Origin of the sequence: Kitasatospora sp. NPDC093550 (assembly GCF_044764985.1) — a bacterium.
GTDB lineage: Bacteria > Actinomycetota > Actinomycetes > Streptomycetales > Streptomycetaceae > Kitasatospora.
Genome location: NZ_JBIWJF010000026.1, coordinates 36,886 through 59,310 on the forward strand (window position 1 = coordinate 36,886; position 22,425 = coordinate 59,310).

General features: G+C 71.1%; 20 protein-coding genes and 2 riboswitches. Of the genes, 8 read left to right on the plus strand and 12 right to left on the minus strand.

The window, feature by feature from the left end; all coding sequences use genetic code 11:
* Positions 1–196 precede the first annotated feature (196 nt).
* The 4 genes from ACIRD3_RS31600 to ACIRD3_RS31615 form a co-directional block, all read right to left on the minus strand.
* Positions 197–1,318 carry an NlpC/P60 family protein gene (locus ACIRD3_RS31600; protein WP_402223447.1) on the minus strand — a complete coding sequence of 374 codons (1,122 nt, stop codon included), beginning with the start codon at positions 1,316–1,318 and terminating at the stop codon, positions 197–199.
* A 10-nt stretch (positions 1,319–1,328) separates the two neighbouring features.
* Positions 1,329–1,482, minus strand: a riboswitch (cyclic di-AMP (ydaO/yuaA leader).
* Positions 1,483–1,819: 337 nt separating this feature from the next.
* Positions 1,820–2,857 carry an NlpC/P60 family protein gene (locus ACIRD3_RS31605; RefSeq protein WP_402223448.1) on the minus strand — a complete coding sequence of 346 codons (1,038 nt, stop codon included), beginning with the start codon at positions 2,855–2,857 and terminating at the stop codon, positions 1,820–1,822.
* A gap of 198 nt (positions 2,858–3,055) precedes the next feature.
* Positions 3,056–4,366, minus strand: coding sequence for an NYN domain-containing protein (locus ACIRD3_RS31610; protein ID WP_402223450.1), 1,311 nt, complete (start codon positions 4,364–4,366; stop codon positions 3,056–3,058).
* 327 nt (positions 4,367–4,693) lie between these two features.
* Complete coding sequence (locus ACIRD3_RS31615; RefSeq protein WP_402223451.1) at positions 4,694–4,957, minus strand: hypothetical protein; 264 nt, start codon at positions 4,955–4,957, stop codon at positions 4,694–4,696.
* Positions 4,958–5,158: 201 nt separating this feature from the next.
* On the opposite strand from ACIRD3_RS31615, the gene ACIRD3_RS31620 reads away from it, so the two are divergent.
* Both ACIRD3_RS31620 and ACIRD3_RS31625 read left to right on the plus strand, forming a co-directional pair.
* Positions 5,159–5,941, plus strand: coding sequence for a rhomboid family intramembrane serine protease (locus tag ACIRD3_RS31620; protein ID WP_402223453.1), 783 nt, complete (start codon positions 5,159–5,161; stop codon positions 5,939–5,941).
* Positions 5,942–5,982: 41 nt separating this feature from the next.
* On the plus strand, positions 5,983–6,264 hold the full coding sequence (locus tag ACIRD3_RS31625) for an Lrp/AsnC ligand binding domain-containing protein (RefSeq protein WP_030240061.1): 282 nt from the start codon (positions 5,983–5,985) through the stop codon (positions 6,262–6,264).
* A 24-nt stretch (positions 6,265–6,288) separates the two neighbouring features.
* On the opposite strand, the gene ACIRD3_RS31630 is transcribed toward ACIRD3_RS31625, so the two are convergent.
* The 3 genes from ACIRD3_RS31630 to ACIRD3_RS31640 form a co-directional block, all read right to left on the minus strand.
* Entirely contained in the window at positions 6,289–7,659 is a 1,371-nt protein-coding gene (locus ACIRD3_RS31630; protein ID WP_402223456.1) for an aminotransferase class V-fold PLP-dependent enzyme, read from the minus strand.
* Positions 7,660–7,711: 52 nt separating this feature from the next.
* Positions 7,712–7,830: riboswitch (SAM riboswitch) on the minus strand.
* 107 nt (positions 7,831–7,937) lie between these two features.
* Positions 7,938–9,014: an anthranilate phosphoribosyltransferase gene (trpD, locus tag ACIRD3_RS31635; protein WP_402223457.1), complete on the minus strand. Its 1,077-nt coding sequence runs from the start codon at positions 9,012–9,014 to the stop codon at positions 7,938–7,940.
* Positions 9,015–9,135: 121 nt separating this feature from the next.
* Positions 9,136–9,561: a hypothetical protein gene (locus tag ACIRD3_RS31640; RefSeq protein ID WP_402223459.1), complete on the minus strand. Its 426-nt coding sequence runs from the start codon at positions 9,559–9,561 to the stop codon at positions 9,136–9,138.
* A 396-nt stretch (positions 9,562–9,957) separates the two neighbouring features.
* Here ACIRD3_RS31640 and ACIRD3_RS31645 point away from each other — a divergent pair, with 396 nt between their 5' ends.
* The 5 genes from ACIRD3_RS31645 (at position 9,958) to ACIRD3_RS31665 (ending at position 14,773) form a co-directional block, all read left to right on the plus strand.
* Positions 9,958–10,578, plus strand: coding sequence for a heme-copper oxidase subunit III (locus ACIRD3_RS31645; protein WP_097238232.1), 621 nt, complete (start codon positions 9,958–9,960; stop codon positions 10,576–10,578).
* A gap of 187 nt (positions 10,579–10,765) precedes the next feature.
* On the plus strand, positions 10,766–11,575 hold the full coding sequence (locus ACIRD3_RS31650; RefSeq protein WP_402223461.1) for a c-type cytochrome: 810 nt from the start codon (positions 10,766–10,768) through the stop codon (positions 11,573–11,575).
* Positions 11,576–11,583: 8 nt separating this feature from the next.
* Positions 11,584–12,636, plus strand: a complete 1,053-nt coding sequence (locus ACIRD3_RS31655; RefSeq protein WP_402223463.1) for a Rieske 2Fe-2S domain-containing protein — start codon at positions 11,584–11,586, stop codon at positions 12,634–12,636.
* Positions 12,633–14,291: a cytochrome bc complex cytochrome b subunit gene (locus tag ACIRD3_RS31660; RefSeq protein WP_402223465.1), complete on the plus strand. Its 1,659-nt coding sequence runs from the start codon at positions 12,633–12,635 to the stop codon at positions 14,289–14,291. The genes ACIRD3_RS31655 and ACIRD3_RS31660 overlap by 4 nt, the downstream gene beginning before the upstream one ends.
* 110 nt (positions 14,292–14,401) lie before the next feature.
* Positions 14,402–14,773 (plus strand): GntR family transcriptional regulator, encoded by a 372-nt coding sequence (locus ACIRD3_RS31665; RefSeq protein ID WP_402223467.1) that lies wholly within the window; start codon positions 14,402–14,404, stop codon positions 14,771–14,773.
* Between the two features lie 56 nt (positions 14,774–14,829).
* On the opposite strand, the gene ACIRD3_RS31670 is transcribed toward ACIRD3_RS31665, so the two are convergent.
* From ACIRD3_RS31670 to coxB, 4 genes are all read right to left on the minus strand, one after another.
* A complete protein-coding gene (locus tag ACIRD3_RS31670) occupies positions 14,830–16,086 on the minus strand; it encodes an Ig-like domain-containing protein (RefSeq protein WP_402223469.1) in 1,257 nt (418 codons plus the stop codon).
* 169 nt (positions 16,087–16,255) lie between these two features.
* Positions 16,256–16,672 carry a cytochrome c oxidase subunit 4 gene (locus tag ACIRD3_RS31675; protein WP_402223470.1) on the minus strand — a complete coding sequence of 139 codons (417 nt, stop codon included), beginning with the start codon at positions 16,670–16,672 and terminating at the stop codon, positions 16,256–16,258.
* On the minus strand, positions 16,672–18,447 hold the full coding sequence (ctaD, locus tag ACIRD3_RS31680) for a cytochrome c oxidase subunit I (protein ID WP_402223472.1): 1,776 nt from the start codon (positions 18,445–18,447) through the stop codon (positions 16,672–16,674). The genes ACIRD3_RS31675 and ctaD overlap by 1 nt, the downstream gene beginning before the upstream one ends.
* Entirely contained in the window at positions 18,444–19,298 is an 855-nt protein-coding gene (gene coxB / locus ACIRD3_RS31685; RefSeq protein WP_402223474.1) for a cytochrome c oxidase subunit II, read from the minus strand. Before coxB ends, ctaD begins: the two co-directional genes overlap by 4 nt.
* Before the next feature lie 369 nt (positions 19,299–19,667).
* Between coxB and ACIRD3_RS31690 the strand changes: the two genes are divergently transcribed.
* Positions 19,668–21,176, plus strand: a complete 1,509-nt coding sequence (locus ACIRD3_RS31690) for a cysteine desulfurase/sulfurtransferase TusA family protein (protein ID WP_402223476.1) — start codon at positions 19,668–19,670, stop codon at positions 21,174–21,176.
* Here ACIRD3_RS31690 and ACIRD3_RS31695 read toward each other — a convergent pair.
* Positions 21,169–22,146, minus strand: a complete 978-nt coding sequence (locus ACIRD3_RS31695; protein WP_402223478.1) for a carbohydrate kinase family protein — start codon at positions 22,144–22,146, stop codon at positions 21,169–21,171. The two genes, ACIRD3_RS31690 and ACIRD3_RS31695, sit on opposite strands and share 8 nt — an antisense overlap.
* Positions 22,147–22,425 lie beyond the last annotated feature (279 nt).

The window sequence follows — 22,425 nt, forward strand, 5'->3', positions numbered from 1 at the left end:
GTCCCGCCGCCGCACCACTGCGGGCGGTCCTCAGCGGGAGTCCGGTGGCAGACGTTAGCGAGTCCGGGCAAGCGAGTCCAAACCCCTCCGGACCCGAATATTTGACCCGTAATCGGACATCAGCCCGAGCAGCCGACAAAGCCGCAGGCCCGGCCTTCCGTGACGGAAGACCGGGCCTGGTGGCGCGGAGCGGGGGTCAGACCCGCACGATGCCGGACAGCGGCATGTTGGTGACGGCCTCGTAGCGGACCGACGCGCCCGGCTTGGGTGCGTGCAGCACCTGGCCGCCGCCCGCGTAGATGCCGACGTGGTGGGCGTCCCCATAGAAGATCAGCAGGTCGCCGGGCTGGGCCTGGGACAGGTCGGTGCCGATCCGGGTGCCGGCGTGGGCCTGCTCCTGCGAGGTGCGCGGCAGCGAGACGCCGACCTGGTTGAACGCCCAGACCATCAGGCCGGAGCAGTCGAAGGAGCTCGGGCCGGTGGCGCCCCACACGTACGGGCTGCCGATCTTGGACGCGGCGGCGGACAGCGCGGCGGCACCGCGCGAGCTGCCCGGCGCCGGCGGCTTGGCGACCGGCGTGGACGTCGGCGTGGAGAGGTCGGTGCGGCCGTTGTCGCGCGAGGCGCGGTCGGCGGCCTGCTGCTGCGCCTTCACGGCGTCGGCCTGGGCCTTGGCGTCGGCGGCGGCCTTCTCCTCGGCCGCGCGCAGCGCCTGGCGCTCCTGCTCGGTCAGGGTGTTGAGCAGGTCCTGGGCGGCCTTCAGCTTGTTCTGGACCTCCTCCTTGGAGGCCTTCAGCTGCTGGGTGGTGGACTCCAGCTCGGCGAGCTTGCCCTGGGCCTCGGTGCGGTCCTGGTCGAGCTTGCGCTGCTGCTCCTGGAGCTGCTTCAGCTGGTTCTTCTGGGTGTCACCGGCCTGGTTCAGCGCACCGGCCTGGTTGAGGAAGTTGTCCGGGCTGGACGAGAACATCAGCTGGACGGTCGGGGATATCCCGCCGTTGCGGTACTGCTCCCCGGCGATCTCGGCGAGGCCGCCCTGCAGGTCGGTCACCTGGGCCTGCTGACGGGCCACCTGGTCCTGCAGGCCGGCGACCTGCTTCTCCAGCGCCTGCTGCTTCTCCTGGGCGGCGTTGTACTGCTCGGTCGCCACCTCGGCCTGCTCGTTGAGCTGGTCGACCTGCTCCTTGACCTGGTCCTTGGTCGGCTGCGGGTCGGCGTGGGCGCCGGACTGCGCGGAGAGGGCGACGGCTGCCGCGGCGACGCCGGTCAGGATCGAGACACGGGCGCGACTCGCGGGCTTGGGACGACGATGGGACGCCACGAAGGCGGACTCCTTCTTCCTACGTCCGCCTACCGGGTGAGCTGACGGGTTCGGGCCGGAAGCATGCCCTACGACGCCTCACGGCCGTTCCACCGGCCGACCTGGCGCCGATTCACCCCGGAGGAACGTGGTTCCCCGGCTCCGCTCCGCAGCGCCCCCGACCACTGGGCTCCCCTGTCGGCAGTCGCTTCGACCTGCCCCGCTGCCTCGCGAACTCGGCGGTAACCACCGCCGCCACCCTTGCTGGGTGATCGACAGTGCGGTGGTTCGGGGCACGACCCTAGTAACTGAACCGTGATCGGTTCAAATCCTTGTCAGAAAAAAGACGGAAGATTACCCAAGTTCTTTTGTGAAAATGACCGATGGTGACCGCCGCCGCACGCAAGGCTGATCAGGTCTCACCCAATGGTCGCGAAACGCTCGAAAACCCGAACGCCACCCCCGTCGGAGGGTGGCGCGGATCACAGGCCCCGGACAGCGGCCCGTCGGCGTGTCGGGGCGTCAGACCCGGCGGATCGTGTTGATGGGCATCGCGTCGGCCTTCATCACCTTCACCACGTCACCGGTGTGCGGCGCGTGGACCACCATGCCGTTGCCGATGTACATCCCGACGTGGTGCATGTCGCCGCCGTAGATGACCAGGTCGCCGGGCAGGGCCTGGTCCATCGAGGGCACCCGGGTGCCGTAGTGGCCCTGCTCCTGCGAGGTGCGCGGCAGCGAGACGCCGGCCTGGCCGTACGCCCAGACCATCAGGCCCGAGCAGTCGAAGGTGGTCGGCCCGGTGGCACCCCACACGTACGGCGACCCCTGCTTGCTCATCGCCTTGGCCACGGCCACGGCCGCGTAGCCGCTGGCCGGCGGCAGACTGCTCAGGTCGACCCGGTCGCTGCCGCGCGAGGCGCGGTCGTCCTGCGCCTGCTGGGCCTTCAGCGCGTTGCGCTCGGCCGCGCTGAGCGAGTTCAGCAGGTCCTGGGCCGCCTTCAGCTTGGTGTTGACGTCCGCCTTGGCCTGGTTGAGGTCCTTGGTGGTGGTGTCCAGCGAGGCCAGCACGGCGGCCGCCTCGGCCTTCTCCTGGTCCAGCCGGCGCTGCTGGTCCAGCAGGCCCTTGAGCGCCTCGGCCTGGGTGGTGCTGGCCTGCTGGACGGTGGAGGCCTTGTCCAGGTAGCCGGACGGGTCGGAGGAGAGCATCAGCTGGACGGACGGGTCGATGCCGTTGGTCCGGTACTGCTCGCCCGCCACCTCGGCCAGACCGCTCTGCAGCTGAGCCATCTGCTCCTGGCCGCGGGCCACCTGGTCCTGCAGCTGGTCGGCCTGCTTGCGCAGCTGGTCGGCCCGCTCCTTGGCGCCGTTGTACTTCTCCGCCGCCTGCTCCTGCTCCTCCTGGAGCTGGTCGATCTGCGCCTTGACGTCCGTTTTGTTCGGCTGCGGCGCGGCGTGCGCGGCCACCTGGGCGGAGAGGGCGACCGCGGTCGCAGCGGCAGCGGTGAGCACGGAGATCCGCGCGCGGCTCGGCTGCTTGGGACGGCGGTGGGAGGCCAAGGACCGGCTCCTTCTTCCATCGGACTCACCCGATTGGATGAGATTCCGGAAAATAGGTTTGACGCCAGACCCTAGTGAAGATCTACCCGTTTTGCCACTCCCCCGAAGGCGTGAACTCTGTTTCCCACACTGACTTCACCGGAAGCGCACACGACCGCACACCTGGTGCTGACCAGGCGTCATTCCGCCCGGAGACGCTCAGGGCCGGGCCAGCCGGTTGAGCAGCAGCACCGAAGCCACCGGGCGCGCGCCCGCCTTCCGCACGCCCTCGGCGACCTCCCGGTCGGCGGAGACCACCACCACCGGACGCCCCTGCGGCTCGGCCCGCACCAGACGGCGGATCAGCTCGTCAGCGGTCTCCCCGGTCCGGCTGAACCGCACCCGCACCCCGCGCGGCGGCGCCATGATCACCGGCACGTCGAGGTCCTGCCCGTCGAACACACAGGTGACCTCCGCCTGTGTGCGCTGGGCCAGCATCGCCAGCCCGCCCAGCAGCCGGATCCGCTGCTGCTCCAGCGGCAGCGTCGGATAACCGGTCTTGGTCACGTTGTAGCCGTCCACCACCAGGTGCACCTGCGGGATCGCCAGCAGCTGGTCCAGCAGCGCCGGGTCGTCCTCGGCCAGCCCGCGCCGCGCCACGTCGTGCGGCGAGGCCGCCCCCGGCACCACCGCCTCCACCAGGTCCGCCGGGCGGATCTGGGACACCGGCAGCGCCAGCTCCCGCTGCAGCCCCTGGGCCGACTGCAGCACGGTGTCCAGCAGCAGCCGCAGCCGCATGTCCTCGACGCTGCGCCCCTCGCGGGCCGACCGGCGGCCCTGCTCGGCGGCGTTCTCCAGCTCGGAGACCCGGTGCCGGAGCCGCCGCGCCTCGGTCTCGGCCGCGGAGCGCTCGGCCGCGCCCTGGGCCTTCGCGGCCTCCAGCTCGCCGGCCACCCGGCGCGTCTCGGCCTGCGCCCGGCGGGTGTCGCTCTCCAGCGAACGCACCTTCTTGCGCAGCGACTCGGCCTCCCGCCGGACGCCCTCGAACTCCGCGCGCTGCCGCTCCAGGTCCGCCCGCGCGGCGGCCCGCACCTCGGCCAGTTCGGCCTGCAGCTTCTCCACCAGCCGGGCCGCCTCCGCGGCCGCGTCCTCGGCGCCGGCCCGCTCGGCCTCCTCGCCCGCCTCGGCGACCAGCCGGCTCCAGCCCGCCGAGCGCACCAGGTAGGCGGCGGCCGCGACGTCCATCGGATCGGCGGCCCCCGGGACACTGCCGGACTCCAGGGCCCGCACCAGGTCCGGCTGCCCCAGCCGCAGCCGCTCCGCTATCCGCACCCGGAAGGCCGGCTCCGCCTCCAGCGCGGCCGCCAGCGCGGTGGCCGCGTACTTGGCCCGCCGCGCGGGGGTGAACTTCACGTACTGACGCAGGCTCTGCGGGAGCTCTCCCGGCGGCAGTCCGCCCAGCGCGTCCGAGGCCAGCCCGACCACCCGCCGGCGCACGCCCTCGGGCAGCGGCCGGTCCAGCTTCTCCACGGCGCGCTCCGCCGAGACCCCCTCGGAGCCCTCGGAGCCCTCGGAGGGCTCGGAACCCCCGCCACCCGCGGGCCCGACCGCTCCGGACGCGGCGCTCTCCGTCGGGCCCGCCCCCGGGTCCGACGCCTGCGCCTGCGCAGCGGGCGGAAGTCCCTGCGCTTCGCCGGGCTCCTTCGCTGCGTCCACCACGTCCTCGGCTCCGATCCTGTTCCGGCGGGGTACGGCCGCGACCGCCCCCTGTCGTCACGCTCCGTGCGTCTTGTCTGTTCTGTATTGTCCCGTGCGGCGGACGGGCGCGCCGCGCACCGCCCGCCACCCGTCCCGGGATCAGCCCTGCTCGGCAGGGGCCTCCGGGTCCTCGGCACCCGGCCGGGCCACCAGCTCGACCTGGTCCACGGCGTTGCACCAGCGGCACCGGACCGACTCGACGGTCTCGCTCAGGACCTCGGTCTCCTCGACCTTGGAGTCGCCGGCCAGGTCGAAGTGCAGGAACTCGGTCACCCGCGCGGTGCGGGTCACGTCGAACCGGGTGAGGTTGCCGCACAGGGTGCAGCGCCAGCGCGTCTCGGCAGTCAGGGCGGGGACGGTCATCGGGGGTCCTCTCGGGTGGTCCCTGGGTGGGCTAGGCGCTCCCCCCGGAGCCCCGGCATCGGCGGCGGGAGGCGGGAATGCCCGCCCCAAGCCTATTGCCTGGGGCAACCATCAGGACCACCGGTCAGCGGAATCGCGAGGCTAGTCCACCTGCCGTAAACCGCCGTGTCACCTGCGGCGCCCCGAGGGATGCTTGGCCGCATGGCGCTCGCGGCCCCCGACCACACCGCCGAGCGGGGCGGCCGGCCGCAGGCGCCCGCCCCGGCGGTCACCTACGGCCTGATCGCGGTCAACACCCTGGTCTTCCTGCTCGGCCCGGCCGCCGGGCTCAATCCGCTGTACGGCACCGGCCAGGCCCGGGTCTGCGCGGAGCAGCGGTACGAGCAGCGCTGGGGCGCCGTCCCCGCCGAACTGCTGACCGGGCGGCCGCTGACCGCCGGACAGCTGGCCGAGGCCCCGGACCCGGTCCCCGGCTGCCCGGCCGCCCCGACACCGGGCAAGCACCCGGCGCTGTCCGCCCTCACCGGCCTCTTCCTGCACGCCGGCTGGCTGCACCTGCTGGGCAACCTGCTCTTCCTCCACGTCTTCGGCCCCACCGTGGAACGGCGCGTGGGCCGGACCCGGTACGCCCTCTTCTACCTGGCCGCCGGCAGCCTGGCCGCGTACGGCTTCGCGCTCGCCGAGGCGCACTCGCCGGATTCCACCCGGGTGCTCATCGGAGCCTCCGGCGCGATCTCCGGCGTCCTGGGCGCCTACCTGCGCTTCCATCCGCGCGCCCGGGTGACCACGCTCGTCCCGCTGCTGTTCTTCCTGCCGCTGCGCTTCCCGGCCTGGCTGGTGCTGGGCCTCTGGTTCGCCCTGCAGTGGTGGTCGGTGCACGCGGCGGGCCCGGGGGTGGCCTACCTGGTCCACGTGATCGGCTTCTCGGCCGGTTTCCTGTACGCCTGCACCGTGGTCCGCCACACCCCGAGACGACCCGGCTGACGCCCGATACGCTGGCGGCACCCCACGAAGGAGCCCGAACAGTGATCACCGCCATCGTCCTGATCAAGACCAGTGTCGACCGCATCCCGGAGATCGCCGAAGCCATCGCCGCCATCGAGGGCGTCAGCGAGGTGTACTCGGTGACCGGCGGCTACGACCTGGTGGCGATGGTCCGGGTGCGCCGTCACGACGACCTGGCCGAGGTCATCCCGGGCCGGCTCAACAAGGTCCCGGGCGTGGCCCACACCGAGACCCAGATCGCCTTCCGCACCTACTCCCAGCACGACCTGGAAGCCGCCTTCGCCCTCGGCCTGGACGAGTGACGACGAGCAGCGGGACGTGACGGCTCAGCCCTCGCGGCGGCTGTCCGCGACGCAACGGCCGCCCTCGTTGCGGTAGTTCCACGCCGCGCCGTCCGTGACCAGCTCGCGGACGGCGGTCAGGAAGCGGTCGACGTGCTCGTCCGGCGTCCCGGCGCCGAAGCTCACCCGGATCGCGTTCAGGCTGCGCTCGCCCGGCAGCGAGGGCTCCGGGGCGCCGCACTCGGAGGGGGCGACGTCCTCGTCCCCGAGCAGGGTCCGCACCAGCGGGTGGGCACAGAACAGGCCGTCGCGCACCCCGATGCCGTACTCGGCGGACAGCGCGGCCGAGAAGTGCGAGCTGTTCCAGCCCCGGACGACGAAGGACAGCACGCCGACCCGGGCCGAGCCCTCCCCGAACAGGTTGAGCACCTTGACCTCCGGGATCTCCGCGAGCCCCGCGGTCAGCCGCTCGACCAGCTGCCGCTCGCGCGCCTCCAGCGCGTCGAAGCCGGCCTCCCGCAGCGCCCGGCAGGCCGAGGCGATCGCGTAGGCGCCGATGACGTTCGGCGAGCCGGCCTCGTGCCGGGCCGGGCCGGTCTGCCACTGCACGGCCACCGAGCCGTCGGCCTCCCGGGCCACCGTCCGGGTCGCCCCGCCGCCGGCCAGGTACGGATCGGCCGCGTCCAGCCAGTCCGCCCGGCCGGCCAGCACCCCGGCGCCGAACGGCGCGTAGAGCTTGTGGCCGGAGAAGGCGATCCAGTCGACGCCGAGCTCGCGCACCGAGACCCGGTGGTGCGGGGCCAGCTGGGCGGCGTCCAGCACCACCCGCGCGCCGTGCCGGTGCGCCGTCCCGGTCAGCTCGGCGACCGGCCACAGCTCGCCGGTCACGTTGGAGGCGCCGGTGACGCAGAGCAGCTTCGGGCCCTCGGGCGCCCCGGCGAGCGCGGCGTCCAGGGCGGCCACCGCCTCGGCCCGCGAGCGCGGCGCCCGCAGGTAGGTGACGTCCAGTCCGGCGTGCGCCCAGGGCAGCAGCGAGGCGTGGTGCTCGGTCTCGAAGGCGAACACCCGGGTGCCGGCCGGGACGGCGGCGGCCAGCAGGTTGAGCGAGTCGGTGGTGGCCCGGGTGAAGACCACCTGGTCGCCCTCGCGCAGGTCGAGGAACTCGGCGACGGTGCGGCGGCTCTGCTCGAACAGGTCGGTGGACAGCTGCGACAGGTACCCGGCGCCGCGGTGCACGCTGCCGTAGTACGGCGCGTAGGCGGCGACGTCGTCCCACACCCGCTGCAGCGCCGGCGCGCTGGCCGCGTAGTCGAGCGCCGCGTAGCCGACCTTCTCCCCGCTGGCGAGCGGGACCTGGACGTCGGAGCCCAGCACGGCGAGCGGGGCGAGGACCTCGGTGGAGGTGGAGAGGGACATGAGGATGCACTCCTTCACGGGGTAAGGGACCCCGGGAGTGCTAGTCGTCGGGCGTCCGCGCTTGTCGCACGGACGGCTTGCCGTGGCGACCCGGTCCTCACCCAGGGCACCCCGCCACGGACGGAGGGTTGCCGGACAGCAAGCTGGGGCTTGTCGCTGCCACTCATGACCTGGCGATGACTCTAGGTCGCGTCCGCCGGGTGGTCAAACAGTGGTCCACCATCCGGACAGCCGGGGAGCCCGCACCGGCGCACCGGTACGGGCTCCCGACCACCGCGTCAGTTCCGGCTGGTGGCCTCCGACCAGCGCCGCAGCAGCTCCTGCGCGGCACCCGAGTCGATGGCCCCGGCGGCCCGCGCCATGCCCGCCGCGAGCTGCTCGGCCAGCGGCGCCTCACCCAGGTCGAGCGCGACCAGCGCCGCCGCCGTGTTGAGCAGGACCGCGTCCCGGACCGGCCCGTGCTCCCCCGCCAGCAGCCGGCGCGCGACCTCGGCGTTGTACGCCGGGTCCCCGCCGCGCAGCGACTCGATGCCGACCAGCTCGATGCCGACCTCACGCGGGTCGAAGGAGGTCTCGGTGACCACGCCGTCGCGCACCACCCACACCTGCGAGGTGGTGGTGATGGTCAGCTCGTCCAACCCGTCGTCGCCGCGGAAGACCAGCGCCGTCGAGCCGCGCCGGGCGAGCACCCCGGCGATCAGCCCGGCCAGCCGGGTGTCGAAACAGCCGATCGCGTGGGAGGTGACCCTGGCCGGGTTGGTCAGCGGGCCGAGGATGTTGAACGCGGTCGGCACCCCGAGGTCGCGCCGGGCGGTGGCGGCGTGCCGCATCGAGGGGTGGAACTTCGCCGCGAAGCAGAAGGTGAGCCCGACCTCGTCGGCCACCTCGGCGACCCGCCGGGCGGAGAGGTCCAGTGCCACGCCGAGCTTCTCCAGCACGTCCGAGGAGCCGCTGGACGAGGAGGCGGCCCGGTTGCCGTGCTTGACCACCTTGGCGCCGGCCGCCGCGGCGACGATCGCCGACATCGTGGAGATGTTGACGGTCTTCGCCCGGTCGCCGCCGGTGCCGACGATGTCCACCGCCGGGCCGGGGATGTCCAGCGGCTCGGCGTGCGCGTACATCGCGTCCACCAGACCGGTGACCTCGTCGACCGTCTCGCCCTTGGCCCGCAGCGCGATCATGAAGCCGGCCACCTGGACGGGGGACGCCTCGCCGCTCATGATCCGGTCCATCGCCCACGCGGTGGACGAGCGGTCGAGGTCTTCCCCCTTCAACAGCGCCGCGAGGAGGTCCGGCCAGGAGCGGACCACCTGCGCGGGGTCGCTACCGCCGTTCGCAGGGTTCACGTTCACCATGGCTGACTCCAGCTGTTGTCGGTTCCCCCGGGCTCCGGAGGACGTCCGTACGGATGGAGTCAGCCTATCGAGCGGCGCGGCCCCTACGGCCCCGTCTTCTCTCCTTCTGAGACGGCCCTGCTCAACGGGCTGCCGGGGCCCGCTTCGCCAGCCGCGCCCGCAGCAGGGTGGCGACCGCCTCGGCCAGCGCCACCGGCTCCACCGGGTGGGAGATCGCGGCGTCGGCCCGGCTCCAGGCGGCGAGCCAGGAGTCCTGCGGCCGGCCGATCAGCACCAGCACCGGGGGGCAGCCGTAGATCTCGTCCTTCAACTGGCGCCCGAGGCCCAGTCCACCGGCCGGCACCGCCTCACCGTCCAGCACGCAGAGGTCCACGCCGCCCTTCTCCAGTGCCTTGAGCACCGCGGGGGTGGTCGCGCACTCCAGGTAGGACAACTCCGGAAGATCCTCGGCGGGCCGGCGGCCGAGCGCCGTCAGCACCTGCTCGCGGGTGTTGCGGTCGTCGCTGTAGACGAGGACGGTGAGCGTCTCATCGGTCGTGTACGCCATGGACCCTGCTCCCTCAAGTGTGATCCGGACCACGTTCGCCTGACCCGGATGCTACTCCCGATCACCCGCCGCCGAGTCCCCCTCGCGCACGTTCCTCCTCAAGCCGCCGCGCCCGGCACTCACCCGGCCGGCGGAGGACCCGTCACCCCGAGCCGCGCGGTCCACCCGTACGGCCGACCCGGGACCCGCTCCCCTACCTCTCACGGCTACTCCGACCGTGCAACGACGCGCCGGGCAACGGGGTCGCGGGCCGCTCCGAGGAACCGTCAGAAAAGGGACACGCCGCTGCTCAGCCCCCGTCCGGGCACCCCGTCGACCCCCAAGCGGGCATACCGCACGCACCGGACACTCCGAGGGACACCCCCCGGCGTGAAGACGGAATAAGGGACCGACATAATGTCCGTCGTGGCGACAGCAACAGCAGTAGAAACCGGGCACGCGCACGGATCGGTCAACCGGCCGAACATGGTCAGCGTCGGAACGATCGTCTGGCTCAGTTCCGAGTTGATGTTCTTCGCGGCCCTCTTCGCGATGTACTTCACGCTCCGCTCCGTCAAGGGAGCCGAGTTCTGGACCGAGAAGGCCCACGCTCTCAACGTGCCCTTCTCCTCGGTCAACACCACGATCCTGGTGCTCTCCTCGCTCACCTGCCAGCTCGGTGTCTTCGCTGCCGAGCGCGGTGACGTGAAGAAGCTCCGGGCGTGGTTCATCCTCACGTTCGCAATGGGCGCGATCTTCATCGGCGGCCAGGTGTACGAGTACACCGCGCTGGTCAAGGAGGACGGCCTGTCCCTGTCCTCCGACCCGTACGGCACGGTGTTCTACCTGACCACCGGCTTCCACGGCCTGCACGTGACGGGTGGTCTGATCGCCTTCCTGCTGGTCCTGGGACGGACGTACGCAGCCAAGCGCTTCACGCACGAGCAGGCCACCGCCGCGATCGTCGTGTCGTACTACTGGCACTTCGTCGACGTCGTGTGGATCGGCCTGTTCGCGACCATCTACCTGATCAAGTAACCAGCTGATCAGGTCGCTGGCCACCGGCTGCGGCCCCCGCCCTCACCGGCGACGGGCCGCTTCTGCCGGTGCCGACGCTCCCACCGACCGACCGCGCGCGCAGCCCTAGACAGGCAGCCTCGTGCCGGCCAGACCGGCCGCCGGGTGCACCCACCAGTCGACCAGATCCTGACACCGGGGTTATTCCGTGAAAAAGCTCTCCGCACGACGGCGCCACCCATTGGCGGCGCTGGTCGTCCTACTTCTCGCCCTGGCGGCAACCGGGGGGCTGTACGCCGCGTTCGCGCCCGCCGACAAGGCGCAGGCCGACGTCGCCGCGCAGTCGCTCGCGATCGATGAGGGCAAGAAGCTCTTCGCCGTCGGCTGCTCCTCCTGCCACGGCCTGAACGGCCAGGGCGGCAGTGACGGTCCGAGCCTGGTCGGCGTCGGCTCCGCCTCCGTCGACTTCCAGGTCGGCACCGGCCGCATGCCGGCCCAGCAGCCCGGCGCCCAGGTGCCGCGCAAGAAGAACATCTACTCGCAGGCCGAGATCGACCAGCTCGCCGCCTACGTCGCCTCCCTCGGTCCCGGCCCGGTGACCCCGAAGGAGGAGCAGTACACCTCGACCAACCCCGAGGACATCTCCAAGGGTGGCGAGCTGTTCCGCACCAACTGCGCCCAGTGCCACAACTTCGCCGGCCAGGGCGGTGCCCTGACCAAGGGCAAGTACGCCCCGTCGCTGGAGGGCGTGGACGCCAAGCACATCTACGAGGCCATGCAGACCGGCCCGCAGAACATGCCGTCGTTCCCGGACACCACCATGCCCGAGGAGCAGAAGAAGCAGATCGTGGCCTTCGTCCGCCACACCACTAGCGAAGAGCCCAACCCCGGTGGTCTCACGCTGGGCAGCCTCGGTCCGGTGACCGAGGGTCTGTTCGGCTGGATCTTCGGTCTCGGCACGCTCATCGCGGTCGCGATCTGGGTCGCCGCCCACACCACCAAGGCCAAGAAGTCATGAGCCACGACATGTCAGAAGAGAAGCTCCCGGAGTCGCACGGCTCCGCCGGCGAGGTGGCCGACCACGGCAACCCGTTCGCCGACCCGGGCCTGCCGGCCCACGAGCCCCGTCGCACCGACATCGACGAGCGGGCCGCCAAGCGGGCCGAGCGCCAGGTCTCGCTGATGTTCGTGGTCTCGATGATCGCCACCGTCGGATTCATCGTCTCGTACGTGGCCATCGACCCGGACAAGATCGTCTACATCTTCCCGCTGGGCCACGTCAGCGCGCTGAACTTCGCGCTCGGCCTGACCCTGGGCGTCGCCCTCTTCATGATCGGCGCGGGCGCGGTCCACTGGGCCCGCACCCTGATGTCGGACGTCGAGCTGCCGGCCGAGCGTCACCCGATCGAGGCCTCCGACGAGGTCCGCGCGGACGTCATCGACCAGTTCAAGACCGGTGCCGCCGAGTCCGGCTTCGGCCGCCGGAAGATGATCCGCAACACCCTCATCGGTTCGATGGCGCTGGTCCCGCTCTCCGGCGTGGTCCTGCTCCGCGACCTCGGCCCGCTCCCGGAGAAGAAGCTCCAGGAGACCGGCTGGAAGGAAGCGACGCCGACCAAGCCGCTGGCGCTCGTCAACATGAACACCATGCAGCCGATGAAGCCCGAGGACGTCCTCGTCGGTTCGCTGACCTTCGCCATGCCGGAGGGCCTGTCCACCCACGACGAGGACTTCCAGCAGGCGATCGCCAAGGACGCCCTGATGCTGGTCCGCATCGCGCCGGAGGACATCAAGGACGAGAAGTCCAAGGAGCTGGGCTTCGAGGGCATCCTCGCCTACTCCAAGATCTGCACCCACGTCGGCTGCCCGATCAGCCTCTACGAGCAGCAGACCCACCACGCGCTCTGCCCCTGCCACCAGTCGACCTTCGACCTGGCGGACGGCGCGCGCGTGATCTTCGGCCCGGCCGGCCACCCGCTGCCGCAGCTGAAGATCACCACTGATGAGAAGGGCTTCCTGGTCGCCACCGGCGACTTCGACGAGCCCGTCGGCCCGAGCTTCTGGGAGCGTGCTCGATGAGTAGCGCGAGCAGCACCAAGACCGGTGCCGCCAAGCCCTCCAGCACGCGCGCCAATCCCGCCAACAAGTGGGAAGCCGCGGCTGACTGGACGGACGGCCGGCTGGGGATCTACTCCCTCGCCAAGGCCAACCTGCGGAAGATCTTCCCGGACCACTGGTCCTTCATGCTGGGCGAGATCTGCCTCTACTCGTTCATCATCATCATCCTGACCGGCGTCTACCTGACGCTGTTCTTCAAGCCCTCCATGGGCGAGGTCATCTACAACGGCTCGTACGTCCCGCTCAAGGGCATCGGCATGTCCGAGGCGTACGCGTCGACGCTGGACATCAGCTTCGAGGTCCGCGGCGGTCTGCTGATCCGTCAGATCCACCACTGGGCCGCCCTGGTCTTCGTGGCCGCGATGCTCGTGCACATGATGCGCGTGTTCTTCACCGGCGCGTTCCGCAAGCCGCGCGAGATCAACTGGGTCTTCGGCTTCCTGCTGCTGGTCCTGGGCATGTTCGACGGCTTCTTCGGCTACTCGCTGCCGGACGACCTGCTGTCGGGTACCGGTATCCGCTTCATGGAAGGCGCGATCCTCGCCGTCCCGCTGGTGGGCACCTACCTGCAGATGTTCCTGTACGGCGGCGAGTTCCCCGGCCACGACATCATCCCGCGGTTCTTCACCATCCACGTGCTGCTGATCCCGGGCATCATGCTCGGCCTGCTGGTGGCGCACCTGATCCTGGTCTTCTACCACAAGCACACCCAGTGGGCGGGCCCGGGCAAGACCGAGAAGAACGTCGTCGGCATGCCGCTGATGCCGGTCTACATGGCCAAGGCCGGTGGCTTCTTCTTCCTGGTCTTCGGCATCATCGCCGCCATCTCGGCGATCGCCTCGATCAACCCGATCTGGGCCTACGGCCCGTACCGTCCGGACCAGGTCTCCACCGACGCCCAGCCCGACTGGTACATGGGCTTCTCCGAGGGCCTGATCCGCGTCATGCCGGGCTGGGAGATCAGCCTGTGGGGCCACACCCTGAACCTGGGTGTCTTCGTCCCGCTGATGATCTTCCCGCTGGTCCTGGTCGCGATCGCGGTCTACCCGTTCATCGAGGGCTGGATCACCGGCGACAAGCGCGAGCACCACATCCTGGACCGCCCGCGCAACGCCCCGGTCCGCACCGCCCTGGGTGCCGCCTGGATCAGCCTGTACCTGGTGCTGCTGGTCGGTGGTGGCAACGACCTGTTCGCCACCCACCTGCACCTGTCGATCAACTCGATCACGTACTTCGTCCGCGTCGGCTTCTTCGTGGTCCCGGTCCTCGTCTTCATCATCACCAAGCGCTGGTGCCTCGGCCTCCAGCGCCGTGACAAGGAGAAGGTGCTGCACGGCCGCGAGACGGGTGTCATCAAGCGCCTGCCGCACGGCGAGTTCATCGAGGTGCACGCGCAGCTGCCGCAGAAGGACCTGTTCAAGCTCACCGCGCACGAGCAGAACCAGCCGATCGAGCTGCCGGCCCAGACGGACGAGAACGGCGTGGCCCGCAAGGCCGGCGTCCTCACCCGCACCCGGGCCAAGCTGTCCCGCGGCTACTACGGCGAGGGCGGCCAGATCCCCAAGCCGACCGCCGAGGAGCACCACGAGATCACCAGCGGCCACGGCCACCACTGATCCCGTACCCGCGTCACCCGAGGGCCGCCGACCAGAGTTCATCTGGTCGGCGGCCCTCGGCCTTTCCGCATCCGCCAGCCCCGTACCAGCCCGCCCCCCAGGAGCCTCCCGTGCAGCTCTCCGTCGACCCCTCGTCCGCCACTCCCCCGTACGAGCAGATCCGCGCCCAGATCGCCGAGCGGGCCCGGAGCGGGGAGCTGCCGACCGGGCTGAAGCTGCCCACCGTGCGGGCCCTGGCCGAGGAGCTGGGGCTGGCCGCCGGCACCGTCGCCCGGGCCTACCGGGAGCTGGAGGCGGACGGCGTGGTGGAGACCCACGGCCGGCGCGGCACCCTGATCGCCGCCGCCGGGGACACCGCGCACCGGCTGGCCGCCGCGGCCGCCGGCGAGTACGCCGAGCGCGCGACCCGCCTCGGGCTCTCCCACGCGGACGCCCTGGCCGCCGTGGTCACCGCCCTGGGGCTGGCCTACCCCGAGGCCTGACGGGGCCGGTGGGGCAGCGTCACGCCCTTCCCAGCCCCGGGCTCACACCTCGGGGCTCACACCTCCGGGCGGATCATCCCCGCGGCGGGGGCCTGGGAGGCCGGTGCGGTGGTGCTGACGGGCTGTCCGACGGCGCTGTGCTTGACCCAGTCGGTCCAGGTGACGTTCCAGTCCCCGAACCCGTTGCCGAACGGCTCCATCGTGGCGCCGTGGCTGTTCACCACCGTCACCAGGTCCCCCACCCGGGTGTGGTCGTAGAACCACTTGGCGTTCTCGGTGCTCATCCCGGTGCAGCCGTGGCTGACGTTGGCCACGCCCTGCGAGCCGACCGACCAGGGCGCCGCGTGGACGTACTCGCCGCTCCAGGTCACCCGGGTGGCCCACTGCACGTCGAGGTCGTACGCCTCCGAGCTGCCGGCGGCTATCCCGATGGTCTCGCCGCTCATCCGGACGGACCGCTCCTGGCCGAGCACCACCTTGACACCGTTGCGGGTGTCGAAGCCGGGCTTGCCGGTGGTGACCGGGATGGTCCGGATCACCTCGCCGTCGCGCTTCAGGGTGAGCTCGTGGGCGGCCGCGTCGACCACCGACTCGACCCGCTCGCCGATCCGCAGCCTCAGCGAGCTGCGGTCGCCGCCGTACAGGCCGTCCGCGATCCGGCTGCCGGTGCCGTCGAAGGCCAGCGAGACGGTCGTCCCGGCCGGCCAGTACTCCTCCGGCCGGAAGTGCAGGTTCTTGTCGTCCACCCAGTACCAGGCGCCGGTGACGGCGGGCTGGGAGGTGACGGTCAGGTCGCGCTCGACCTCCTGCCGGGCCTGCGGGTCCTTCACCGCCTCGGAGAGCTGCACGGTGAGCGGCTGGCCCACCCCGTAGACGCCGCTGCCGGAGGAGTCCGGGCCGAGCTTCGCGGTGAGCAGGCGCTGGGCCTCGAGGGTGCTGAAGCCCTGGGTGGTGTCGCCGCGGCCGCCCTTGCCGTCGTCGGCGGATATCCGGACCGAGTAGGCGGTGGCGGCCTTCAGCCGGCCGGTGGTCTGCCAGCTGCGCTGGTCGTCGGCCAGCCGGCCCGCGACCACCCGGCCGTCCGGGCCGACCACGGTGACGTCGGTGAGCCGGCTGCCCTCGACGGCCGTCACGGTGACCGGCTGGGAGGGGTCGACCTTGCCGTCGGCCGAGAGGCGGACCAGCGGGCCCGCGTCGATCCGGTGCGGCCCGGCAGCCTCGTCCTCACCGGACGAGCAGGCCGCCAGCGGGGCCAGGACTGCGAGGGCCAGCGAGATGCTGCCGATACCAGCGATTCCGCGCCTGTCGGCCATGACCGCCTCCGAGGGTTCGCACGATTGATCAGATCGTAGGAACGCCTGCTGGCGAAGCGACATCCGGGCGGCCCAGCGTTCACCCGGCTGAGTGAGTCCGTCACCCCCGGGGACGCCACAGGGCCGGTCCCCCCGTGCGGGGGGACCGGCCCTGTGGCTGAAGCGGAACCTACTGGTTCTGGTTCTCGCCGCGGTAGAACTCGAAGACCCATCCGAAGATGCCGATCAGGATGATCGGGGCGGCCCAGAACATCAGCCACCAGCCGAAGATCACGCCCAGGAAGGCGAGCGCGCCACCGAGCGCCAGCGACAGCGGCTGCCAGCTGTGCGGGGCGAAGAAGCCCAGCTCACCGGCGTCGTCCACGACCTCGGCCTCGGGGTTGTCACCCGCGCCGCTGTCCACCCGGCGGGCGGTGAAGGCGAGGTAGTACCCGATGAAGGCGCAGAGGGCGAACGCCAGGAACAGCGCGGTGGTGCCGGCGGCCTCCAGGCCGGGGCCCGAGTTGTTGGTCCACAGGCCGTAGGTGATGGCCATGGCCAGCACGAAGACCGACAGACCCAGGAAGATCTTTCCCTGTTCCTTCATCAGGCGTCACCCTCCTGCTTGCCCTTGCCCAGCTTCGGGGCGTCGTACTTCGCCGGGGTCACACCGGCGAGGTGCTTGGCCGGCTCACCGTGGTTCTCCAGGTAGTCCAGCGCGGCGATCTCCGGGTGGTGGAGGTCGAAGGCCGGGGATTCGGAGCGGATCCGGGGCAGGGTGAGGAAGTTGTGCCGCGGCGGCGGGCAGGAGGTCGCCCACTCCAGCGAGCGGCCGAAGCCCCACGGGTCGTCCACGGCGACCTTCTCGCCGTACTTGGCGGTCTTCCAGACGTTGTAGAGGAACGGCAGGATCGACAGGCCGAGCACGAAGGAGCCGATGGTCGAGACGGTGTTCAGGGTGGTGAAGCCGTCCGCGGCCAGGTAGTCGGCGTAGCGGCGGGGCATGCCCTCCGCGCCGAGCCAGTGCTGCACCAGGAAGGTGGTGTGGAAGCCGAAGAACAGCGTCCAGAAGGTGATCTTGCCGAGGCGCTCGTCCAGCATCTTGCCGGTCATCTTCGGCCACCAGAAGTGGAAGCCGGCGAACATCGCGAAGACGACGGTGCCGAAGACCACGTAGTGGAAGTGGGCGACGACGAAGTACGAGTCCGAGACGTGGAAGTCGATCGGCGGGGAGGCCAGCAGGACACCGGTCAGACCACCGAAGAGGAAGGTGACCAGGAAGCCGACCGTCCAGAGCATCGGGGTCTCGAAGCTCAGCGAGCCCTTCCACATGGTGCCGACCCAGTTGAAGAACTTCACACCGGTCGGGACCGCGATCAGGAAGGTCATGAACGAGAAGAACGGCAGCAGTACCTGTCCGGTGACGTACATGTGGTGCGCCCACACCGTCACGGACAGACCGGCGATCGCGATGGTGGCCGCGATCAGACCGGAGTAACCGAACATCGGCTTGCGGCTGAAGACCGGGATGATCTCCGACACGATGCCGAAGAACGGCAGCGCGATGATGTACACCTCGGGGTGGCCGAAGAACCAGAACAGGTGCTGCCACAGCATCGCCCCGCCGTTGGCCGGGTCGAAGACGTGGGCACCGAACTTGCGGTCGGCCTCCAGGGCGAACAGCGCGGCGGCCAGGACCGGGAAGGCCAGCAGGACCAGCACCGAGGTCAGCAGGACGTTCCAGACGAAGATCGACATCCGGAACATCGTCATGCCCGGGGCGCGCATGCAGATGATCGTGGTGATGAAGTTGACCGCACCGAGGATCGTGCCGAAGCCGGAGAAGGCCAGACCCATGATCCACATGTCGCCGCCGACGCCGGGCGAGTGCACCGCGTCCGACAGCGGGGAGTAGGCGAACCAGCCGAAGTTGGCGGCGCCGTTCGGGGTCAGGAAGCCCGCCACCGCGATGGTCGAACCGAAGAGGTACAGCCAGTACGCGAACATGTTCAGACGCGGGAACGCCACGTCCGGGGCACCGATCTGCAGCGGCATGATCCAGTTCGCGAAGCCCGCGAACAGCGGCGTCGCGAACATCAGCAGCATGATCGTGCCGTGCATGGTGAACGCCTGGTTGAACTGCTCGTTCGACAGGATCTGGGTCCCGGGACGAGCCAGCTCGGCGCGCATGACCAGGGCGAGGATGCCACCGATCAGGAAGAAGGCGAACGACGTACCCAGGTACAGGGTGCCGATCGTCTTGTGGTCAGTGGTGGTCAACCACTTGATGATGGTCGAACCCGGCTTGCGGGTCCGCTGCGCCCCGACCGTGACGGCACCGGCGCCCCCGCCGGCCGCGGCGGGCTCGTTGAGGATGGTCACTTCTCTTCACTTCCCATGCCGATGAGGCCGGAGGGCACCGCACCGTTCTGGCCCTTGGCGCGAAGCTCGGCCAGGTGCTTGTCGTAGTCGGCGCGGTCGACGACCTTGACGTTGAACAGCATGCGCGAGTGGTCGGTGCCGCAGAGCTCGGCACACTTGCCCATGTACTCGCCCTTGACGGTCGGGGTGACCTCGAACTTGTTCACCACACCCGGCACGACGTCCATCTTCATCATGAAGTTGACGGGCCAGAAGTCGTGGATGACGTCACGCGAGGTGAGACGGAACTGCACCGTCTCGTTGACCGGCAGCCAGAGCGTCGGAACGTCCTTGGGCGTCCCGACCTCGTACGCGGCGTCCTTGTTGGCCGGGTCAGGGGTCTCGGTGTTCTCGTAGTTGAACGCCCAGCTCCACTGGAAGCCGACCACGTTGACGTAGTGCTGCGGCTTCTCGGAGACGTGCGTCAGCTTGTTCTCGTCGCGGGCGACGAAGTAGAAGAGCACCGAGACGATGATGATGGGGACCGCGGTGTAGAGCGCCTCGATGGGCACGTTGTACCGGGTCTGCGGGGGGACCTCCACGCCGGTGCGCTTGCGCCGGTGGAAGATCACGCTCCAGATGATCAGACCCCACATCAGTACGCCGACCACCAGCGCCGCGATCCAGGACCCCTGCCACATCTGGAGGACCATCGGCCCTTCCTTGGTGACGGGGCTCGGGAGGCCAAGCCTGGGGAGGTCGTTGGCCGAGCAGCCGGTGGCGGTCGCGATGACGAGGCCCAGTGCCAGCGCCTGAGGCAGCTTCCGCCGCATCGTGCGCCGCGGCGAGCGGTCGGAGCCGTTGGGACTCACGTAGCGCCTTCCCGAAGTCTCGCCCGCCTTCGCGTCGCCCCGCGGAGGATTGTGAGCCTCCCCGGCGACCCGTCCACGGGCACGGTTTGAATGCTTATGCGGGCCAAACCCTACTCCAGCCTTATGCGCTCCTGACGGGCAGCCCCCGGTAACGCGCCGCCCGGTCGCCCGATCAGGCCCGGCAGGGGCTGCGTCGCAGGTCATCGTAGGCATTCGAGGTCCGTACGCCCGATCGGGGGATGACCTCGGACAACGCCCGTGACGGCCCGTCGGACACGGACGAAGCGGACATTCGGGGTGATCGACTGACGGTGGGTGAGCCGGAGGAACGGGCCGGAAAGGCCGCCGGGTGTGTCGTTAAATGTGACCGTGTACTTCGACGCGGCCTCGACGGCCCCTCTGCACCCCGTCGCCCGGCAGGCGCTGACCGCCGCCCTGGACGAGGGCTGGGCCGACCCGGCCCGGCTGTACCGCTCCGGCCGGCAGGCCAGGATGCTGCTGGACGCCGCCCGCGAGACCGTGGCCGCGGTGCTGGGCGCCCGGGCCGACGAGATCGCCTTCACGGCGAGCGGGACGCAGGCCGTCCAGCTCGGCCTGCTCGGCACCCTGGCCGGGAACCGGCGGCGCGGCGGCCACCTGGTGCACTCCGCGGTCGAGCACTCCAGCGTGCTGCACGTCGCCGAACGCCACACGGGCGCGGGCGGCGAGGTCTCCGTGGTGCCGGTGGACCGGGGCGGCCGGGTCGACCCGGCCGCCTTCGCCGCGGCCCTGCGCCCGGACACCTCGCTCGCCGCGCTGCAGAGCGCCAACCACGAGGTGGGGACGGTCCAGCCGGTCGGCGAGGTCGCCGAGCTGTGCGCCGCGGCCGGCGTCCCGCTGCTGGTGGACGCGGCGCAGAGCGCCGGGCGGGTGGACGTCCCGGCGGGCTGGTCGGTGCTGACCGCGAGCGCGCACAAGTGGGGCGGCCCGCCCGGGGTCGGGGTGCTGGCGGTGCGCAAGGGCGTCCGGTACGCCTCGCCGCTGCCCGCCGACGAGCGCGAGGGCGGCCGGGTGCCCGGCTACGTCAACGTCCCGGCGATCGTGGCGGCGGCCGCGTCGCTGCGCGCCGTCCGGGCCGAGGCCGAGCAGGAGAACGCCCGGCTGCACGCGCTGGTGGAGCGGATCCGGGCCCGGGTGCCGCAGCTGGTGCCCGAGGTCGAGGTGGTCGGCGACCCGGTGCGGCGGCTGCCGCACATCGTCACCTTCTCCTGCCTGTACGTGGACGGCGAGGTCCTGCTGACCGAGCTGGACCGGGCGGGCTTCGCGGTCTCCTCCGGCTCCTCCTGCACCTCCTCCACGCTGACGCCCAGCCATGTGCTGGCGGCGATGGGGGTGCTCACCGAGGGGAACGTCCGGGTCTCGCTGCCGTCCGGAACGGCCGAGGCCGACGTGGACCGCTTCCTCACGGTGCTGCCGGAGCTGGTCGCCGGGGTCCGGGCCCCGCTGGGGCTGGACCTGCCGGCTCCCCCGGTGCAGGACCTCCCGCCCCGAGCCGAAGGGCGCGCCGGTGTCGAAAGGGGGAAGCGAGGGAGCGACGAAGGAGCGCACGAGCGCCGACCGTCGGCATCGGGTCAGGAGCGCCCGGAGGCGAGCGGGCGAGTCACGGTCATCGATGCGCTGGGCCAGCGCTGTCCGCTGCCGGTGATCGAGCTGGCGAAGCGGATCGGGGAGGTGCCGCCGGGCGGCACGGTCGCCGTACTGGCGGACGACGAGGCGGCGCGGCTGGACATCCCGGCCTGGTGCGAGATGCGCGGGCAGGAGTACGCGGGCGAGGCCCCGGCCGCCGACTACGGCGGCGACCGGGGCTCGGCCTACCTCGTCGTGCGGCGGGCTACTTGACCAGGTGCGCGCGGATCTCGGCGGCCGCCTCGGCGCCGTAGCTGTCCTCGAAGCGCTTCAGGAAGCCGGTCGGGCGCAGCTCGTACTCCTGGGTGCCGACGGTCTCGATGACCAGGGTGGCGAGCATGCAGCCGAGCTGGGCGGCGCGCTCCAGGTCGAGGTCCCAGGACAGGCCCGCCAGGAAGCCGGCCCGGAAGGCGTCGCCGACGCCGGTCGGGTCGACCTTGGCCTCCTCCCGGGCGCAGCCGACCAGGATCGGCGCCTCGCCCTTGCGCTCGATCCGGACGCCCTTGCTGCCGAGGGTGGTGATCCGGGTGCCGACGCGGGTGAGGAGCTCCTCGGCGTCCCAGCCGGTCTTGGTCTCGATCAGCGCGGCCTCGTACTCGTTGGTGAAGAGGTACGCGGCGCCGTCCACGATCTCGCGGATGTCGTCGCCCTCCAGACGGGCCAGCTGCTGGGAGGGGTCGGCGGCGAAGGCGTAACCGCGGGTGCGGCACTCCTGGGTGTGGCGGACCATGCCCTGCGGGTCGTCGGCGCCGATCAGGACGAGGTCCAGGCCGCCGACGCGGTCGGCGATCGGCTTCAGCTCGATGTTGCGGGCCTCGGCCATGGCACCGGTGTAGAACGAGGCGATCTGGTTGTGGTCCTCGTCCGTGGTGCACATGAAGCGGGCGGTGTGCCGGGTCTCGGAGATGTGGACGGAGTCGCAGTCGACGTTGTTGCGCTCCAGCCAGCTGCGGTACTCGGCGAAGTCCGCGCCGGCGGCGCCGACCAGGATCGGGCGGAGGCCGAGCACACCCATGCCGAAGGCGATGTTCGGGGCGACCCCGCCGCGGCGGATGTCCAGGGTGTCGACCAGGAAGGACAGCGACACGGTGTGCAGCTGCTCGGCGACGAGCTGGTCGGCGAACCGGCCGGGGAACGTCATCAGGTGGTCGGTGGCGATCGAGCCGGCGACGGCGATACGCACGGAAGGTCTCCTCATGGTGGCTGCGGGGCCAACGGACAGGCGCGGACGAACCCACCCACGGTACCGGGCCGGAGGGGGCGACCCGGCAAGACCGCCGCAAGTTGCCGCCCCGCACGGCCATGGTGGCACTCGTCGCCGTCGAACGTGTACTACCTCCGGGTAGCACTGGTGGGCGGGAGGAGGCCCGGCCTAGGGTCGGCCTCAGGAGGCCCGCCGCGCGGGCGGGCCCCGACGTCGACCGTGGCAGTGCCGCCACGGATCCGGATCGGAGCGATGCCC